The sequence below is a fragment of the Yaniella halotolerans DSM 15476 genome, assembly GCF_000420805.1.
Lineage (GTDB): Bacteria > Actinomycetota > Actinomycetes > Actinomycetales > Micrococcaceae > Yaniella > Yaniella halotolerans.
On sequence record NZ_ATVQ01000002.1, the window covers coordinates 18497 to 34699 of the forward strand.

A 16203-nucleotide genomic window follows, 5' to 3' on the forward strand; every position below is an offset into this window, starting at 1 on the left:
GATCCCTGAAGATGCCGTGGACTATAAGCTGAATAGGGCTTTAGTTTGCGGCATCATGGCTCTCCCGTCGAGCCCTTGGAGCTCCATGACGACTCCGACACTCACGACTTGAGCTCCGGCACGTTCAACCAACTCTGCTCCGGCTTTCAACGTGCCACCTGTGGCAAGAATGTCATCGAGGAGAAGCACGTGCATACCCGCCTGAAGCTCTGTGGAAACTTCCAGCACGTCCTGACCGTATTCCTTCTCGTAGGAGATTTGGTGAGCTGGTTTTGGTAATTTGCCCTGTTTCCGGATGGGGATCATTCCGGTTCCAGCCACCGCAGCAGCTGCACCAGCAAAGATGAATCCTCGAGCTTCGACACCGGCTACGACATCAAATGAGGTGTCGGCTTGTGCCACGAGAGCTTCTGCCACTGTCCGCATGGCTTGGCCGTCGGCCAATAGGGGAGTGATATCACGAAAGCTGACACCCTGTTGGGGGTAGTTTTCGATGGTACGGATCAAAGAGCGCGCATACGCGATGTGCTCGGTGTCAGAAGGAAAAGTAGTCATGGGTTGTAGTCTAAAACGTTTAGCGTCAGCCGAAGATACTCAACTCAATAGTGAATTCGGACTTTCACTTGGCATCGTGTATAGTAACCCGAGTATCCTAGCGCTTGCACTTAGGCGTTGGAACGGGCTGTGGCGCAGCTTGGTAGCGCACATCTCTGGGGGAGATGGGGTCGCAGGTTCAAATCCTGTCAGCCCGACCAGCACATCCTTGGACTTATAGTTCGGCCAAGGATGTTTTCTTTTTCATATCTTGCACAATCGCTTGCCCGTTGCGACGATAATTGGGTCTTGGCCAGCAACGTAATTCGGGGAAAGATCTCACTTCCAGCATACTGAAGTTGAAATTTCAAGGTGACAAGCTGATTCGATGCTATTTAGTTTTCCCCAAGCCGTGAATTCAAACCACCGATCAGCTAAACTATGTGAGTCAAGGCGACTCATGGAACCGAGTCGTCAGCAAAATTATGCACTGCAAGGAGCGCTCAAGCATGACAACAGATAACCCCGTTCCTGGTAATTCAGAAGATCATTCTGATGTTGAGCCAACAACCGTAGGGTTGCCAAAGCTTGAACCTCTTAAGGATCTTCACTTGCAGCCGGACGAACGTGCTGCTGTAGAAGCATTGCCCTTGGGTTCAGCTCTGCTTGTTGCACACGAAGGTCCTAACCGAGGCGCACGATTTTTGCTCGACCAAGACAAGGTTTCGGTTGGACGGCACCCGGATGCAGACATTTTCTTGGACGACGTCACCGTTTCCCGTCAACACGCGACCTTTGAACGTCATTCAGGAGGATTCAAAGTCGTGGACACTGGTTCGCTGAACGGTACATATATTAATAACGACCGGGTGGATTCTCTCGAACTGCATACGGGTATGGAACTTCAAATTGGAAAATTCCGGCTGTCCTATTATGCAGGAACACAGCAAACAAACGCTTAAGCTCTCGGTCGTTTTGTCGCTGCTCAGATAAGTGGCGACAAGGTGTATCTGGTCCTACTTGTCGTAAAGGTCTAAACCAATTGTCCGCTTCCCCAAAACCACGTCCTGTCACCTCTGATATAGCTAAACGTTCCCAAGCGCTTTTGACGATTGGCGAAGTGTTGGAGCGTATTAATACCGAGTTCCCTGAGGTGCGAGCTTCGAAAGTACGCTTTCTTGAGGAACGTGGGTTGCTAACACCTGCACGAACAGCGGCTGGATATCGGAAATACACCGAGGTGGACGTTGACAGGCTCCGGTTCATCTTGGCGCTCCAAAGAGACCAGTTTCTGCCGCTTAAAGTTATAAAAGATTACTTGGATGCGATCGACGCTGGAAAACGGCCAGATTCTTTACCTGGTGGTTTAAGACTCGAGCCTCGTTCTGTGTCGCAACAGCTTGCGCAAGAACTGACCGGACATATTCGGCCGATGTCTCGAGCTGAACTGCAAGGTATGTCTGGTGCTTCAGATGACCTCATGCGAACGCTTGAAGCCTATCGCCTTATTTGGGCCGACGAGACTGGACGTTACGATGACCACAGTCTCAAAGTGGCCCGGGCGGCTGTGACACTTACGGGGTTCGGATTTGAAGCACGGCATCTTCGACCATTCCGTATAGCGGCAGACCGTGAACTAGGAATGGTTGAACAAGCTACCTCAGGCATCGCCCAAAATAACGGCGGGGTCTCTAAAGAACGCGTGACGGAAGCTGCACGGGAAATAACCCAAGCTTGCTTGAGCTTGCATGCTGGGGTAGTGAGTGCTGAAATTGCAGATATGGAAGAATAGTCTCGTCTCGTTTTAGGCAGCACTCAGATAAGGAGCTTCGCCATGGCCGACATAGTAATGAAGGTCCTTGAAATTCGGATTGTCCTTCCCGGTAATCAACCCATTCTTCTACTTTTGCACCAAGACTCTCAGAGGTTATTGCGACTGTGGATAGGCCCGTCAGAAGGTACGGCTATAGGTCTGGCACAGCAAGGCGTTGACACCCCTCGTCCAACAACGCACCAGCTCCTGGTAGAGGCTCTTGAGCGCGCTGGGGACCCGATTGATGCAGTGCGAATCGCCAAAGTTGATGACGAGGTCTTCTACGCGGAACTCATGCTGGAATCTGGCACAACGGTGGATGCACGTGCATCAGACGCTGTTGCAGCCGCTCTCTTCGCAGACGTCTCCGTATATGCAAGTGAAGATGTTCTCGAGTCCGCAGGTATTGATTTGACCGAGGGCGACATTGCCGCGGAACTTAATATCGAGACTCCCGAGACACAGCCTGAAGAAACTGAAGAAAGCATTGACGATTTCCGTGAATTCTTAAAAGACCTGAATCCAGAAGATTTTCTGGAATCGGGCGGAGCACCACAAACGCCGCCCCTGTTCGAAGAAGAGGACCCTGAAAACGGCGTGGAAGACAACGATAATCCTGGTGAAACAGATAAATAGTTCCGACACGAATTGATTATTCGCTTGTGGTCTTTGACCGGGATCAATTCGCAGAATAGCGTGGACCACTATAAGTTCCACAGTATATGTGAGACCATTATTTGGAAGCCGAGCGTGATTCGGCGAAGGGTGATGTGCTTACAAAACTTCCCCGGGTGGAACAGATCAGCAGGAGGAACCCCTAGTGTCTCACACCAGTGATTCAGGGCAGGGCCAGAATATGGACTCTGGCAATCAGGGCGTACTGTTTAGCGACGACGCACCCTGGCTAAATAATGACCACGGTTACCGCGGTCCTACAGCTTCGAAAGCAGCTGGCATCACCTATCGTCAACTTGATTACTGGGCGCGTACTGGTCTTGTTGTCCCGTCATTACGTGGCGCTGAAGGGTCAGGTACACATCGGCTCTACTCATTTCGCGATGTTCTTGTGCTGAAGGTAGTGAAACGTCTGCTTGACACTGGCGTGTCCCTCCAGCAGATTCGGACCGCGGTTGAGCATCTCCGTGAGCGCGGCGTGGAGGATCTCGCGCAAATCACGTTGATGTCTGATGGCGCGTCCGTTTATGAATGTACCTCGGCTGATGAGGTCATCGATCTTGTCCAAGGCGGCCAGGGTGTATACGGTATCGCCGTGGGACGCGTATGGCGTGAAGTCGAAGGCACCTTGTCTGAACTTCCGGCAGAACGTCTTGCAGATGGACAGACAACGGAAGACGAGTTTCCTGGCGACGAACTCGCAGTACGGCGTGATGCTCGACGTAAGACAGCGTCTTAAAGTTGGTCTGAGCTTACTACTCACGAAGCATAGAAAACCCGGTTATGTATACATAACCGGGTTTATGTTATTCGCAACACATGCGTTGTTGTTTAAGGTTCTTAACCTCGACGAGCCCTCCGTGGCGCCTGCTTGGCGTCATACAAACGCTCGAGTAGCTGATCGAAGGTCCGAGCCGCAGTGTAGGCTGTGTCGCCAGGCCAGGCGTGTACCGGCCATGCCGCGCCTTGCATCTGTTGCCAATTGGAAGTTTCAGGCACCTGGGTTTCTAATAGGCGATTGCCGAACATCCTGCGCATCTCAGAGAGACGATATTTATGTTCAGTCGATGCGGCCCGAACTCTGTTCACGACAACTGCAGAGGTCTCTAGCTTCGGAGCGTATTCGCGCTGGAATAAATCCAAAGCGCGGAATGTGCGTTCGGTTCCAGCAACCGAGAAGAGACTTGGTTCAGCGACAAGAAGTACCGCGGTGGAGGCAGCCCAGGCCATTCGAGTGATGCCATTGAGCGCCGGGGGACAGTCAATGAGTACAAGGTCATATTCGTTTGCGGTTTCCAGCAGTGTCGAAAGTCGGTTTAATTCGCGGCGTCGCGTAGACACCTTTTCAAACATCGATGTCTTTGCCGAACCGCGAGCGACGTGCAAGATACCGGGACGGGTGCCTTCTTGGTGGGCAGCAGGAGCCCATCCTGCTGGTACGGCGTGCTCTGCAAGATTGTGGTGTTTTGGTTTCCGCAACATTGTTCCAATGTCGCGTCCGTTGTGGTCATGTTTGATACCTAGACCAGTTGTCGTGTCAGCGTGCGGGTCAAGATCAATGACCAAAGTAGAAATTCCGGCTGCCCAGGCAGCTGATGCCAAACCTAGCGTTATAGAAGTCTTGCCAACGCCGCCCTTGAGGCTCGAAATAGAGATAACCTGCACTACGATTGCACCTTAGTTATGAAATAGAAGATTTGGTCGATAACACATTCTAACAAGCGAATGGGCTGCTTTCGGTGTTCGTCCCTGTGACGTACATAATTTTTGCAATGACCTCCAGCGTGGGTAGTATCACATATGTTCAATGTATACACGAACGATATCGTGGGACATACCTGAGCGTCTGTTGCCAATCGTGACAGCAGCACCAACATCCATGGAGGTACCTTGGCTGATACTCAAGCTAACTCGGCCGAAAGCAACGGTGGGGGACGAATGTTTAAGAAAGTTCTGGTTGCAAACCGAGGCGAGATCGCTGTCCGTGCATTCCGCGCGTGTCACGAACTCAATGCAAAGACCGTAGCCGTATTCCCTTATGAAGACCGTAATTCGATTCACCGGCAAAAAGCCGATGAAGCGTACCGGATCGGCGAAGAAGGCCACCCTGTACGGGCGTATCTCGATGTGGATAGCATTGTCAACGTGGCCTTGGAAGCGGGCGTCGACGCCATCTACCCAGGTTATGGGTTCCTCTCTGAGAACGCAGAACTCGCAAGGAAAGCCGAAGCAAACGGTTTGACCTTTGTGGGCCCACCAGCAGATGTACTTGAACAAACGGGCAATAAGGTTGCGTCGCTGCGTGCAGCTGAAGCCGCTGGTGTGCCAGTTCTCAAATCCACAGCGCCGTCCTCTGATGCGGATGAACTCATCGCACAAGGCGAAGACATTGGATTTCCACTCTTCGTCAAGGCCGTTGCCGGCGGTGGCGGCCGTGGCATGCGACGTGTTGAGAAGGCACAAGACCTGGCTGAAGCGTTGAAGGCGGCTATGCATGAAGCAGACACAGCCTTTGGCGACCCAACAGCTTTCCTTGAGCAAGCAGTACTGCGTCCGCGGCACATTGAAGTTCAAATCCTGGCTGACAGCAACGGTGATGTCGTACACCTGTTCGAGCGTGACTGCTCAATGCAGAGACGACACCAGAAAGTCATCGAGATTGCACCTGCGCCCAACATTGATGACGAGCTGCGTCAGCGCCTCTACGATGATGCTGTGAAATTTGCTAAGGCAATGAACTACCGCAATGCCGGCACTGTGGAATTTTTGGTAGATACCGAAGGTGCGCGTGCCGGACAGCATGTATTCATTGAGATGAACCCGCGCATCCAAGTTGAACACACGATTACCGAAGAAATTACCGATGTGGATCTGGTAGGGGCACAGCTGCGCATTGCTGCGGGGGCAACCTTTGAAGACCTCGACATTCGTCAGGAGGACCTCTACGTACGCGGTTCAGCTATTCAGTGCCGTATTACGACAGAAGACCCGGCCAATGACTTCCGTCCCGATACTGGAAAAATTACCGCATACCGGTCTGCCGGAGGCTCAGGAATTCGACTGGATGGGGGAACGATCTACACGGGTGCGGAAATTTCTCCGCACTTCGACTCGATGTTGGTCAAGATGTCTGCCCGTGGTCGCGATTTCCTAACGGCACAGCGTCGGGCTCGTAGGGCGCTGGCTGAATTTAGGGTTCGTGGTGTTGCCACAAACATTCCATTTCTCCTCAACGTCTTTGACAACCAACAGTTCATTGACGGTGACGTTGCAACAGACTTCATCGATAAAAACCCTTACCTGACGCAGATTAACCGGTCTCAAGACCGGGGGTCCCGTGCACTCGCGTACCTGGCTGATGTCACGGTCAACCGTCCGTATGGTCCGCGAGTTGAAGGCATGGATCCACGGAAGAAGTTGCCCCATTTCCCCGGCGATAAGTCCGATGAACCCGACCGAAGCCCGTTTGATGGTCCGTCGAAGGTTGCCCCTCCTTCTGGATGGCGCGACCTGCTGCTTGAAAAAGGACCGGAAGGTTTTGCACAGACACTACGTGACTACGAGGGCCTAGGGGTCACGGATACGACGTTCCGCGATGCACACCAGTCCCTACTGGCGACTCGAATCCGCACACGAGATATGCTTGCTGCAGCTCCAGCGGTCTCGCACCTATTGCCCAACCTCGTATCTGCAGAGGTCTGGGGTGGGGCTACGTATGATGTTGCACTCAGGTTCTTGTCTGAAGATCCATGGGACCGTCTTGCTCGCTTTCGCGAGGAAATGCCGAACATCCCGCTGCAAATGTTGCTTCGCGGTCGCAATACTGTCGGGTACACGCCATACCCACAACGTGTAACTGAAGCATTTGTTGAGGAAGCGGCACAAACAGGTGTTGATATCTTCCGTATCTTTGATGCGCTGAATGATGTCAACCAGATCATTCCCGCTATTACTGCGGTCCGTGAAAACACCTCATCGGTTGCAGAAGCCGCGCTTTGCTACACCGGCAACTTGCTGGATCCGAAAGAGCAGCTGTACACGCTTGATTACTACCTTGGCTTAGCCGATCAGATGGTGAAGGCTGGTGCACATGTACTAGCGATCAAAGATATGGCCGGACTGCTTCGTCCCGCCGCGGCGACGAAGCTTGTTACTGCGCTGCGCGAAAACTTTGACCTGCCGGTTCATCTGCATACTCACGATACCTCCGGGGGCCAGCTCGCAACCTTGTTAGCTGCCTCCGAAGCAGGTGTAGACGCAGTTGACACCGCTATTGCGGCCATGGCCGGTACGACCTCGCAAGTCTCGATGTCAGCGTTGGTCGCTTCAACGGACAATACAGAACGCGAAACCGGTTTGGATCTGGAACATGTTGCTGAAATGGAGCCCTACTGGGAATCGGTACGTGAGATTTACTCACCTTTCGAATCGGGTCTCCCGGCACCAACCGGACGTATCTACTCCCACGAAATTCCAGGCGGGCAGCTGTCCAATCTACGGCAACAGGCTATTGCGCTAGGCCTTGGGGAACGGTTCGAAGATATTGAAAACATGTATGCGGCTGCCAATGACATTCTCGGCGACATCGTAAAAGTCACCCCGTCTTCCAAAGTGGTCGGCGATCTTGCATTGGCCCTGGTATCTGCGGATGCAGACCCGGCCGATTTCGAAGAGAACCCCGGAAACTACGACATTCCGGACTCTGTCATTGCATTCCTTTCGGGCCAACTTGGAGATCCTCCAGGTGGCTGGCCCGAACCATTCCGTACTAAAGCCCTAGAAGGCCGCAAGGCAACCGGAATTGAGCTTGAAGATATCTCGGCGGACGATGCAGCCAAACTCGATGAGCCTGGCGAAACACGTCGCCGAACGCTCAATCATCTGCTGTTCCCTGGGCCCACAGCAGAGTATGAGGAGCACGTACGCCAGTATGGCGATACATCGGTGCTGCATACCCGTGACTTCCTATATGGAATGGTTGAGGGGCACGAGCATGTCATCTCGCTTGGGAAAGGCGTCCGGTTGCTCACGACTCTTCAAGCTGTGTCAGAAGCCGATGATAAGGGCATGCGAACCGTCATGGTGACCCTCAACGGGCAACAACGCCAGGTAGATGTGCGTGACCGGTCTGTCGAATCCAGCGTTCATGAAGCTGAAAAGGCGGATGCTTCCAAACAGGGCCATGTGCCCGCTCCGTTTTCGGGGACTGTGTCCGTCACTGTCGAAGAAGGCGACACCGTAGCAGTCGGGGATACCGTGGCGACTATCGAGGCTATGAAGATGGAAGCCGGCATTACTGCGCCGGTAGCCGGTACAGTCTCGCGCGTGGTACTGCCGTCACCAACCCCAGTTGCAGGCAACGACCTCATAGTGGTGCTTGACCAAGCATAACGCTGGGTGTGAACCAGTACGTCATTACCGGATTCGGAACCATTACACTGATGGCATGAGCATCGAAAAATACGATCTGGCCATCATTGGTTCTGGGTCCGGTAATTCACTTATTACGCCCCATTGGGATGATAAAAAAGTCGCGATCATTGACTCTGGTGTCTTTGGCGGAACATGTTTAAACGTTGGTTGTATTCCAACCAAAATGTTCGCGTACCCGTCGCAGTTAGCGTCGAATCCTGCTGACGCTGCACGACTTGGCGTGGATATGGACTTCCGATCAGCAGATTGGCCAGCGATTCGCGATCGTATTTTCTCTCGAATCGATGCTATTTCAGACGGCGGTAAGCAGTACCGTGATGTCGAACTGGATCACACGACCCTCATCACCGAAGAAGTTCGTTTTTCAGGCCCGAAACAACTCACAACAACTTCTGGACGTGTTCTTGAAGCTGAGCAGATTGTAATTGCTGCAGGTTCTCGGCCGAGCTTGCCTGATGTACCTGGAACAACTCTCCCCGGCGTGCACACTTCTGACACCGTGATGCGACTGGAGGAGCTGCCTAAACGCATCATTATCGTTGGTGGAAAATATATCGGCTCCGAATTTGCTGCGATTTTCGCCGGGTTAGGGTCGGAGGTAATCCAAGTCAACCGTTCCGGGCAGCTTCTATCCAGCCACGACAAAACAGTTTCGGAACGATTCACCCGCGTCGCACAGGAACAATGGGAACTTGCGTTAAACCGCACGCTACACTCTGTTGAGACAGACGGTGACCAGCTGCGAATCAACGTCACTGCGACAGGACAGAATAGCGATGACATCGTCGAGTCTTTCACCGGCGATGTCGTGTTGTTGGCTACGGGTCGGGTTCCCAATACCGATCGACTGAATTTGGAAGCTGCTGATATCGATTTGGCCGGCGATGTAATTGCAAGGGATGAGTATCTCCGGGTATTATCGAATGATCATCCACTCGAGGACGTCTGGGCTATCGGGGATATCGCAAATCCACAGATGCTGAAGCACGTAGCGAACCATGAACAGCGGGTGGTCGCGCATAATTTGGAAAACCCGGCCGACATGAAATCAGATACGCTGGGGCCGGTACCTGCAGGGGTATTTACCCGCCCGCAGATTTCTAGTACAGGATTGACAGAAGACGAAGCACGTGCTCAATTCGGGCAGGATGCAATCTCCGTAAAAATTCAAGATTACGGGGACACAGCCTACGGCTGGGCCATGGAGGACTCACATGGGTTCGTGAAGCTCATCGCAAATAATTCAACTGGTTTGCTACTTGGTGCACACATTATGGGGCCAGAAGCTACGAACCTGCTCCAGCCGATTATTATGGCGATGTCGTTTGGCATCACCGCTCATCAAATGGCACGAGGTCAGTACTGGATTCACCCTGCCATGGCTGAGGTTGTGGAAAATGCCTTGTTAGGCCTGGAAGTGCCAGATGCCGGGTTGCTGTAGCGGAGTGCCGCGTATGTAAAAGCGTTCCGGACCGGGCAGCTCTGCCACGATCCGGAAGACTTTGTATAGGCGATACTATGCGGTCGGCTGGTAGATGTCGTCGATCAGATCAGCGTAGTCGCGCATAATAGTTTCGCGACGGATCTTGAGTGATGGCGTCATTTGACCGGATTCGATGGTGAAATCCTGATCAGTGATTCTGAATTCGCGGATCGATTCTGCGCGAGACACAGATTCATTGGCCTGATCGATGAGACCTTGAACGTGCTCACGAACCGCAGGGTGTTGAGCCATTTCAGACATCGTCATGGAGTCATCAAGCTGACGTTGCTGAAGCCAGGACGGGGCCGTCTCAGCGTCTAAGGTAATGATCGCAGCAATAAATTTTTGGTTATCGCCAACGACCATGACTTGGGAGATGAGTCCATCTGCGCGGATTTGATCTTCTAACTGTGCTGGTGCGACGTTTTTCCCACTGGCCGTGACAAGAATTTCCTTCTTCCGTCCAGTAATGGACAGGAACCCGTCATCGTCTAGCTGCCCTACGTCACCAGTATGGAACCAACCGTCAACAATCTCTTCGGCAGTTTTATCTGGCAGATTGTGGTATCCCTTGAAGACGGAGATACCTTGCGCCAGGATTTCGCCGTCATCGGCAATGCGGATACTATTCCCCGGAATGGGGAGGCCGACGGTACCTACTCGAGTCCGATCACCTGGACGATTGACTGTCACTGGAGCGGTGGTTTCAGTAAGACCATAGCCTTCTTTAATATCGATACCGACTCCTCGGAAGAAGTGGCTGAGATATTCGCCGAGTGGTCCACCTCCCGAGATCGCATCGGTGACGTTGCCACCCATGGCTGCCCGAATTTTTGTGTAGAGCAATTTATCAAAGACCCAGTGTTTCAGTCGGAGTCCAACTGGAATGTGGCCCGCTTCTTTCGCTTTCGAGTACTCGGCTGCAAGCGCAGCACCAGTCTTGAAGATTTTTCCTTTGCCACTTTGCTCGGCATTGAGCATGGCCGAGTTATAGACCTTCTCAAAAACCCGGGGGACCGCCAGGATGAAGTCCGGCTGATATGACTTCAGATCGGGGACCAGATCTTTCACGTCAGGTGTGTGGCCCACTTTTGCGCCCGCGGCTATAGCTTGAAACGAGATGAACCGAGCAAAGATGTGTGCCAACGGTATGAACATGATGGTCTTGCTTCCGCGGGGCAATACGGAGCCCATTTCCGAGGCCAACACGTTGAGCGATAGATTTACCAGGTTGCCGTGGGTAATCATGCACCCCTTGGGACGGCCGGTTGTTCCGGAGGTATACACGATCGTTGCCACGTCATCTAGATTGGCTGCGGAGCGACGTTTGTCCATCGCTTCGGCATCTGGGCCGAGTTCTGCTTGAGCACGCAGGTCGTCAAGACCGTTGTCCATGATCCAGATGCCGCGGAGATCGCCAAGTCCCTCGCGCTGGATGGCGGTTTGGACCGCACGCTTATGCTGGTCGGTTTCCACGATGGCCGCTTGTACGTCGGAGTCCTCTAAAATCCAGGCAATCTGTGTAGGGGACGATGTCTCATAGATGGGCACAGTGACGGCACCAGCGTATAAGATTGCCAAGTCCAACAGTGTCCACTCATACCGGGTAGGACTCATGATCGCGACGGAGTGGCCTTGTTCGACACCCATGGCCGCGAGTGCACGAGCTAGTGTCTGGACGTCTTCACGAAATTCGCGGACTGAAATATCTGTCCATTCACCGGCAGCTGTCTGACGTGCAAATAAGGCGAGATTTGGGTCGTCTGCGTAATGGTCCTCAATGAGGTCTGTAGCATTTGAGTTCGGTGGTGCTTCAACCAACGACGGAAGGGTGATCTCTCGCATGTGGCTCCTCTGTGGTGTAAGTGCTAGTGAGATGTGACTCACATTCTACCGGCTAGTATCTTGATTGACGAGTTATGATGCGGAGTCAGTCGGAATAGTACGGTATTAAACTTTTGCTCCACTGCCGTAGTCATCGTCGTCAAAACGGTCACGGTGTGCCCAGGTTTTGGGAAGGAGAAAGAACAGGCTAGTGACACCGGCTAAAAAGCCTAAAATTGAGGCCGCACTGAGCCACCAGGGGAGTTGCCAACCTGCCATACCTGCCATGATCCACAGCACCGTAGCACTGATAACTCCCAGCCACGACAGCACTGTTCGAGGAGCACTAGCTGAAACTGGTTTCGGATCAGGTGGCTGAAAGTCCAGGGGTTCTTCTTCAGCCAACGAATAGTCTCTCGGGCCCGGAGCACCCAACGTCGGGTGGGGAACATCGGCGTCCAAATCTTCGACGTTCCGATGTTGTCTGTCTTGGTGACTTTCGACTATAGGCTCGCCTGTCGCCTGCTCAGGACTTCCACCCAAGCGACGAACAAGGTCTTCCCATTCGGAATCGCGGTTTCTCTCGTCATGCGTCACGAAGCCCTCCAGATATTGAGGTAAGTTTCGCGACGCTATCTTGGTGGATCGTCTCGGCGTCATAGTCCAGTGTCGCAACATGGAAACTGTTTTCAAGTACGAGCTTGCGCAATATGCCAGCAGCGAGATGACGCTCTAAGATGCGTGCGGATGAACGTGGCACGATGCGGTCTACTCGCGAGAGATAAAGTGAGACCGGGGAATTGATCCGCGATAAATTCTTCCGGGTTGTTCGAAATAGCTGTGCCAACTGTTGTACTGCTGCTACAGGGGTTCGATCGTAAGCCTTTTCTGCTACACCTGGTCGGTTGATGTCACCGGCGAGCGGACCTACGGTGGGCACGATCCGATGTACTAGCGGTGACAGATATGCACCAAGTCGGTCACTTGCCTTGAAACTCAGTGCCGGATTCACGACAAAGGTTGCCTCAACTGGACGATGGGCTGCGGCATCAAGGGCAAGGGTGCCGCCCATTGATAGTCCGCCAACTGCGACGGCGTCGTATGGTCCAGCCAGAAGGCGATCGAGTTCACGTTGCACGTCGCTACGCCACTGGCCAGCTGTCGTCTGGGCTAGCTCAGCAAGGTTGGTGCCATGACCGCTGAGTAATGGGATTGATACAGCTGCACCGGCTTGTGCCAAGGCGCGGCCCCAAGGGAGCACCGAATCCGGTCCCGCAGTAAAACCGTGCAGCAAAAGAACTGCCCAACGGACTCCATCAGAATTGAGTGCCCCGCCCGGTTCCGGCTCAAGATAATTTGAGGAATGCTGTATATCCATTGCCACCAGCATAGTCACCTGTGCAACCAGTGAGGAGCCGCGGGCCAGATTTATCAGCGATTGCGCTGGCAATATCAATGTGTTGGCTTATAGCGTCATGAACTACCAACGGCCCGATTGGGAGCCGTATGCTTGGCTGCATGATGTTTGACACTGCGGAAAATTTTCAAGCGATAGAACCCTTCGGGACCAACCTTTCCCAAGGCGCTGCTGACTATCCAGGCTTGGACGCTTGGCGGGATCTTGAAGTAAAGCAGGCACCGCAGTGGTATGACGAGAAAGTCTTTGACGATACATTCAATGAGCTTTCGCACGTGCCGCCTTTGGTGTTCGCAGGTGAGGTTGATGTGCTGCGTGAACGGTTAGCTCAGGCTGCGTCTGGCAATGCTTTTGTCCTGCAGGGTGGTGACTGTGCAGAAACGTTTGCGGGTGCAACCGCAAACAAGATTTCCTCACGAATCCGCACGATCTTGCAGATGGCAGTCGTCCTGACTTATGGCGCTTCCATGCCCGTGGTCAAGATGGGACGTATGGCAGGACAATTCGCCAAACCCCGGTCATCCAATATGGAAACTCGCGGTGACATCACGTTGCCATCATTCCGTGGAGAAATTGTCAACGGGTTCGATTTCACTGAAGAGTCCCGCCGCCACGATCCACGTCGCATGATGCAGGCGTATCACACCTCGGCGTCGACATTGAACCTGATTCGTGCATTCACCACCGGTGGATTTGCAGACTTGCGGACCGTGCACTCCTGGAACAAGGGCTTTATGTCGAACCCAGCGTATGCCCGGTTTGATGAACTTGCCGCAGAAATCGACCGCGCAGTCCGCTTCATGGCTGCCGCTGGAGCAGATTTCGACGCGCTACGCACAGTGGAGTTCTTTTCTGCTCACGAAGCGCTTCTGCTTGACTATGAACGGGCACTGACTCGCGTGGACTCACGCACCGGGCTGCCTTATATTACGTCTTCACACTTTGTCTGGATCGGCGAACGAACCCGTCAGGCCGATGGCGCCCATGTGGACTACTTGTCCCGCATTCGTAATCCAATCGGTGTGAAATTGGGGCCAACAACGACCGTGGACCAGGCAATGGAACTGGTGGAAAAGCTTGACCCGAACCGCGAACCAGGTCGCCTGACTTTCATTGTGCGTATGGGCGCAGATACTATTCGCGAAAAGTTACCCACCATCATGGAAGGCGTCAAAGCCGCCGGTGCGACACCGCTTTGGATAAATGATCCGATGCATGGCAATACCATTACTGCGGCCAACGGTTACAAGACCCGTCGCCTTGAAGACATCATGAACGAGGTTCGTGGATTCTTCGAGGTGGCACAGGCAACTGGCACTCATCCCGGGGGCTTGCACATCGAGTTGACCGGTGACGATGTTGCGGAATGTCTAGGCGGATCTGTTGAAGTAGATGAATCCGCGTTTGATGAGCGTTATGAGACCCTGGTCGACCCGCGGTTGAACCATCAGCAGTCGTTAGAACTGGCGTTTTTAGTTGCGGAGGCATTATCTGCTCAAGCAAAGGCTGATGCTACGAGCTAACCGACAGCAACGATGTAAAAAATGTTTGACCCCGCAGTGTGAAATCTCAGCTGCGGGGTCAGTATTCGGCTGCTGAGAGCGTGTAACTTCGCGAGGACGGTAGCGTACAGATCTTCGTGCCGGTTACCCGCTCCACGGTGATGGAGAGCATGGCTTTAGGCTGCTACCCGAATAGCCAGCTCATGATCCAGGTTCCTGCCCAATGGCCGAGCAAGACAGTAGCTGCGGATGCCATAATGATCAGTAACGTCAGGATCGCAGCTCTCGAGGGTGCGATCGGTGCGAACGTCTGCGCGGGCTGATGTGGCTTCTTGTTGCCAAACGAACGGGCCTGGGGCTGCACCGATAGAGACGGTTCGGGTTCCCGTTGATAATGGTTGAAGTCACCAGCAGGTGCTGCCCCTGCGACCACCGAGGGCGGCAGAATTGACACGTTTGGCTGGGGAGGCGCCGGAGGTTGTGGGGGGCCGGTGACTTTCGTCGGATCGTCAACTTCGTCCGACTCAGGGCTGGCCTGATACGGACGCGTTGCAGCGTGGTTGAAAGGTTGTGTTGCGACATCGCTAAATGCGTCGGTAGCGGCTTCGTCAGCGGGGGAATGTTCCGCGAGTTGGTCCGCGGTATCTGGATTTTCAAGTAGATGCTGAATCAGGATAAGAACTTCAGTGGCATCTGCCGGACGATCCTCAGGCGACGGCTCGGTCATATGCAGGACAAGGTCGTCAACGGCAGGACTGACGCCTGATACGAGTGTCGACGGCGCCGGGACCCGAGAATTAGTATGCTGGACGGCGATAGCTACAGCAGATTCGCCTGTATAGGGTCGGCTACCGGTCAACATTTCGAATATAAGAATACCGAGGGCGTAGACGTCTGATCGTTCATCAGCCTGTTCTCCTGTCACAAGTTCGGGCGACATATACGACACTGTGCCCATCAGAGCCATACCCGTACCCGTATGATTTGAGGCAGCTCGTGCCAGACCGAAATCAGCAACCTTAATGTCACCGTCGTGAGATACAAGAACGTTCTCTGGCTTAATATCACGGTGAATGAGCCCGATGCGATGTGCGGCTGCAACACCCCGGATGACGGGGAGGGCAATGTTCCACATCTCTTCAACGGTCATGTCGTGGGCAGCACGCATGACTTCACGCAAAGTGTGACCTTCAATGAACTCCATCGCGAGAAATGCCACATTGCCATCGCCTGCTGGTCCAACCCCCTGATCGTAAACATTTATTACGTGGGGGTGATTGATTTTGGCCGTGTTCTTAGCCTCTGCTTCGAACTTTTCGATCACAGCCGGATCTTCGGTCATGTTCGGGCGCAGAACTTTTAGCGCGACCTCGCGGTCAAGTCGGGCGTCAACTGCACGATAAACAGTGGCCATGCCGCCGTGCGCGATCCGTTGCGTAATGGTGTAACGGTTGTCAACGGTAGTGCCAACGAGTGAGGGGCTTGCGGGTGTATTCACGACACATACGATACCCGGTCAGCC

At 53.5% G+C, this 16203-nt stretch carries 13 protein-coding genes and 1 tRNA gene; 8 read left to right on the top strand and 6 right to left on the bottom strand.

The window, feature by feature from the left end; genetic code table 11:
• Window positions 1-21: 21 nt before the first annotated feature.
• On the bottom strand, window positions 22-555 hold the full coding sequence (locus G583_RS0107690) for an adenine phosphoribosyltransferase (protein ID WP_022870602.1): 534 nt from the start codon (window positions 553-555) through the stop codon (window positions 22-24).
• A 123-nt stretch (window positions 556-678) separates the two neighbouring features.
• Here G583_RS0107690 and G583_RS0107695 point away from each other — a divergent pair.
• From G583_RS0107695 to G583_RS0107715, 5 genes are all read left to right on the top strand, one after another.
• Window positions 679-755, top strand: a tRNA-Pro gene (locus tag G583_RS0107695).
• A gap of 288 nt (window positions 756-1043) precedes the next feature.
• Window positions 1044-1496 (top strand): FHA domain-containing protein, encoded by a 453-nt coding sequence (locus G583_RS0107700; RefSeq protein ID WP_022870603.1) that lies wholly within the window; start codon window positions 1044-1046, stop codon window positions 1494-1496.
• Window positions 1497-1639: 143 nt separating this feature from the next.
• Entirely contained in the window at window positions 1640-2326 is a 687-nt protein-coding gene (gene ftsR / locus G583_RS17130; RefSeq protein WP_084677345.1) for a transcriptional regulator FtsR, read from the top strand.
• Between the two features lie 42 nt (window positions 2327-2368).
• Window positions 2369-2983 carry a bifunctional nuclease family protein gene (locus G583_RS15015; RefSeq protein ID WP_022870605.1) on the top strand — a complete coding sequence of 205 codons (615 nt, stop codon included), beginning with the start codon at window positions 2369-2371 and terminating at the stop codon, window positions 2981-2983.
• A 220-nt stretch (window positions 2984-3203) separates the two neighbouring features.
• Window positions 3204-3761: a MerR family transcriptional regulator gene (locus tag G583_RS0107715; protein ID WP_084677346.1), complete on the top strand. Its 558-nt coding sequence runs from the start codon at window positions 3204-3206 to the stop codon at window positions 3759-3761.
• Between the two features lie 101 nt (window positions 3762-3862).
• Here G583_RS0107715 and G583_RS0107720 read toward each other — a convergent pair whose 3' ends face one another.
• The gene (locus tag G583_RS0107720) at window positions 3863-4687 is read right to left on the bottom strand and encodes a ParA family protein (protein ID WP_022870607.1); all 825 of its coding nucleotides are present in this window, start codon (window positions 4685-4687) and stop codon (window positions 3863-3865) included.
• Between the two features lie 273 nt (window positions 4688-4960).
• Between G583_RS0107720 and G583_RS0107730 the strand changes: the two genes are divergently transcribed.
• Together G583_RS0107730 and G583_RS0107735 are read left to right on the top strand one after the other, a co-directional pair.
• Window positions 4961-8413, top strand: a complete 3453-nt coding sequence (locus G583_RS0107730) for a pyruvate carboxylase (RefSeq protein WP_029629379.1) — start codon at window positions 4961-4963, stop codon at window positions 8411-8413.
• A 55-nt stretch (window positions 8414-8468) separates the two neighbouring features.
• A complete protein-coding gene (locus G583_RS0107735) occupies window positions 8469-9896 on the top strand; it encodes a mycothione reductase (RefSeq protein WP_022870609.1) in 1428 nt (475 codons plus the stop codon).
• Window positions 9897-9971: 75 nt separating this feature from the next.
• Here G583_RS0107735 and G583_RS0107740 read toward each other — a convergent pair whose 3' ends face one another.
• The 3 genes from G583_RS0107740 to G583_RS15025 form a co-directional block, all read right to left on the bottom strand.
• On the bottom strand, window positions 9972-11783 hold the full coding sequence (locus tag G583_RS0107740) for an AMP-dependent synthetase/ligase (protein ID WP_022870610.1): 1812 nt from the start codon (window positions 11781-11783) through the stop codon (window positions 9972-9974).
• Between the two features lie 105 nt (window positions 11784-11888).
• Window positions 11889-12359 (bottom strand): hypothetical protein, encoded by a 471-nt coding sequence (locus tag G583_RS16340; protein ID WP_022870611.1) that lies wholly within the window; start codon window positions 12357-12359, stop codon window positions 11889-11891.
• Window positions 12349-13140, bottom strand: a complete 792-nt coding sequence (locus tag G583_RS15025) for an alpha/beta hydrolase (RefSeq protein ID WP_169558776.1) — start codon at window positions 13138-13140, stop codon at window positions 12349-12351. Before G583_RS15025 ends, G583_RS16340 begins: the two co-directional genes overlap by 11 nt.
• A 140-nt stretch (window positions 13141-13280) precedes the next feature.
• On the opposite strand from G583_RS15025, the gene G583_RS0107755 reads away from it, so the two are divergent.
• Window positions 13281-14702: a class II 3-deoxy-7-phosphoheptulonate synthase gene (locus tag G583_RS0107755; RefSeq protein WP_040895368.1), complete on the top strand. Its 1422-nt coding sequence runs from the start codon at window positions 13281-13283 to the stop codon at window positions 14700-14702.
• A 163-nt stretch (window positions 14703-14865) separates the two neighbouring features.
• Here G583_RS0107755 and G583_RS16345 read toward each other — a convergent pair whose 3' ends face one another.
• Window positions 14866-16179 carry a protein kinase domain-containing protein gene (locus tag G583_RS16345; RefSeq protein ID WP_022870614.1) on the bottom strand — a complete coding sequence of 438 codons (1314 nt, stop codon included), beginning with the start codon at window positions 16177-16179 and terminating at the stop codon, window positions 14866-14868.
• Between the last annotated feature and the right edge of the window lie 24 nt (window positions 16180-16203).

What these genes read in the sequence shown, in the direction of transcription:
- G583_RS0107690 (WP_022870602.1), bottom strand. Translation starts at nt 555, where the DNA reads ATGACTACTTTTCCTTCTGACACCGAGCACATCGCGTATGCGCGCTCT.
- G583_RS0107700 (WP_022870603.1), top strand. Translation starts at nt 1,044, where the DNA reads ATGACAACAGATAACCCCGTTCCTGGTAATTCAGAAGATCATTCTGAT.
- G583_RS15015 (WP_022870605.1), top strand. Translation starts at nt 2,369, where the DNA reads ATGGCCGACATAGTAATGAAGGTCCTTGAAATTCGGATTGTCCTTCCC.
- G583_RS0107715 (WP_084677346.1), top strand. Translation starts at nt 3,204, where the DNA reads ATGGACTCTGGCAATCAGGGCGTACTGTTTAGCGACGACGCACCCTGG.
- G583_RS0107730 (WP_029629379.1), top strand. Translation starts at nt 4,961, where the DNA reads ATGTTTAAGAAAGTTCTGGTTGCAAACCGAGGCGAGATCGCTGTCCGT.
- G583_RS0107735 (WP_022870609.1), top strand. Translation starts at nt 8,469, where the DNA reads ATGAGCATCGAAAAATACGATCTGGCCATCATTGGTTCTGGGTCCGGT.
- G583_RS0107740 (WP_022870610.1), bottom strand. Translation starts at nt 11,783, where the DNA reads ATGCGAGAGATCACCCTTCCGTCGTTGGTTGAAGCACCACCGAACTCA.
- G583_RS15025 (WP_169558776.1), bottom strand. Translation starts at nt 13,140, where the DNA reads ATGGATATACAGCATTCCTCAAATTATCTTGAGCCGGAACCGGGCGGG.
- G583_RS0107755 (WP_040895368.1), top strand. Translation starts at nt 13,281, where the DNA reads ATGATGTTTGACACTGCGGAAAATTTTCAAGCGATAGAACCCTTCGGG.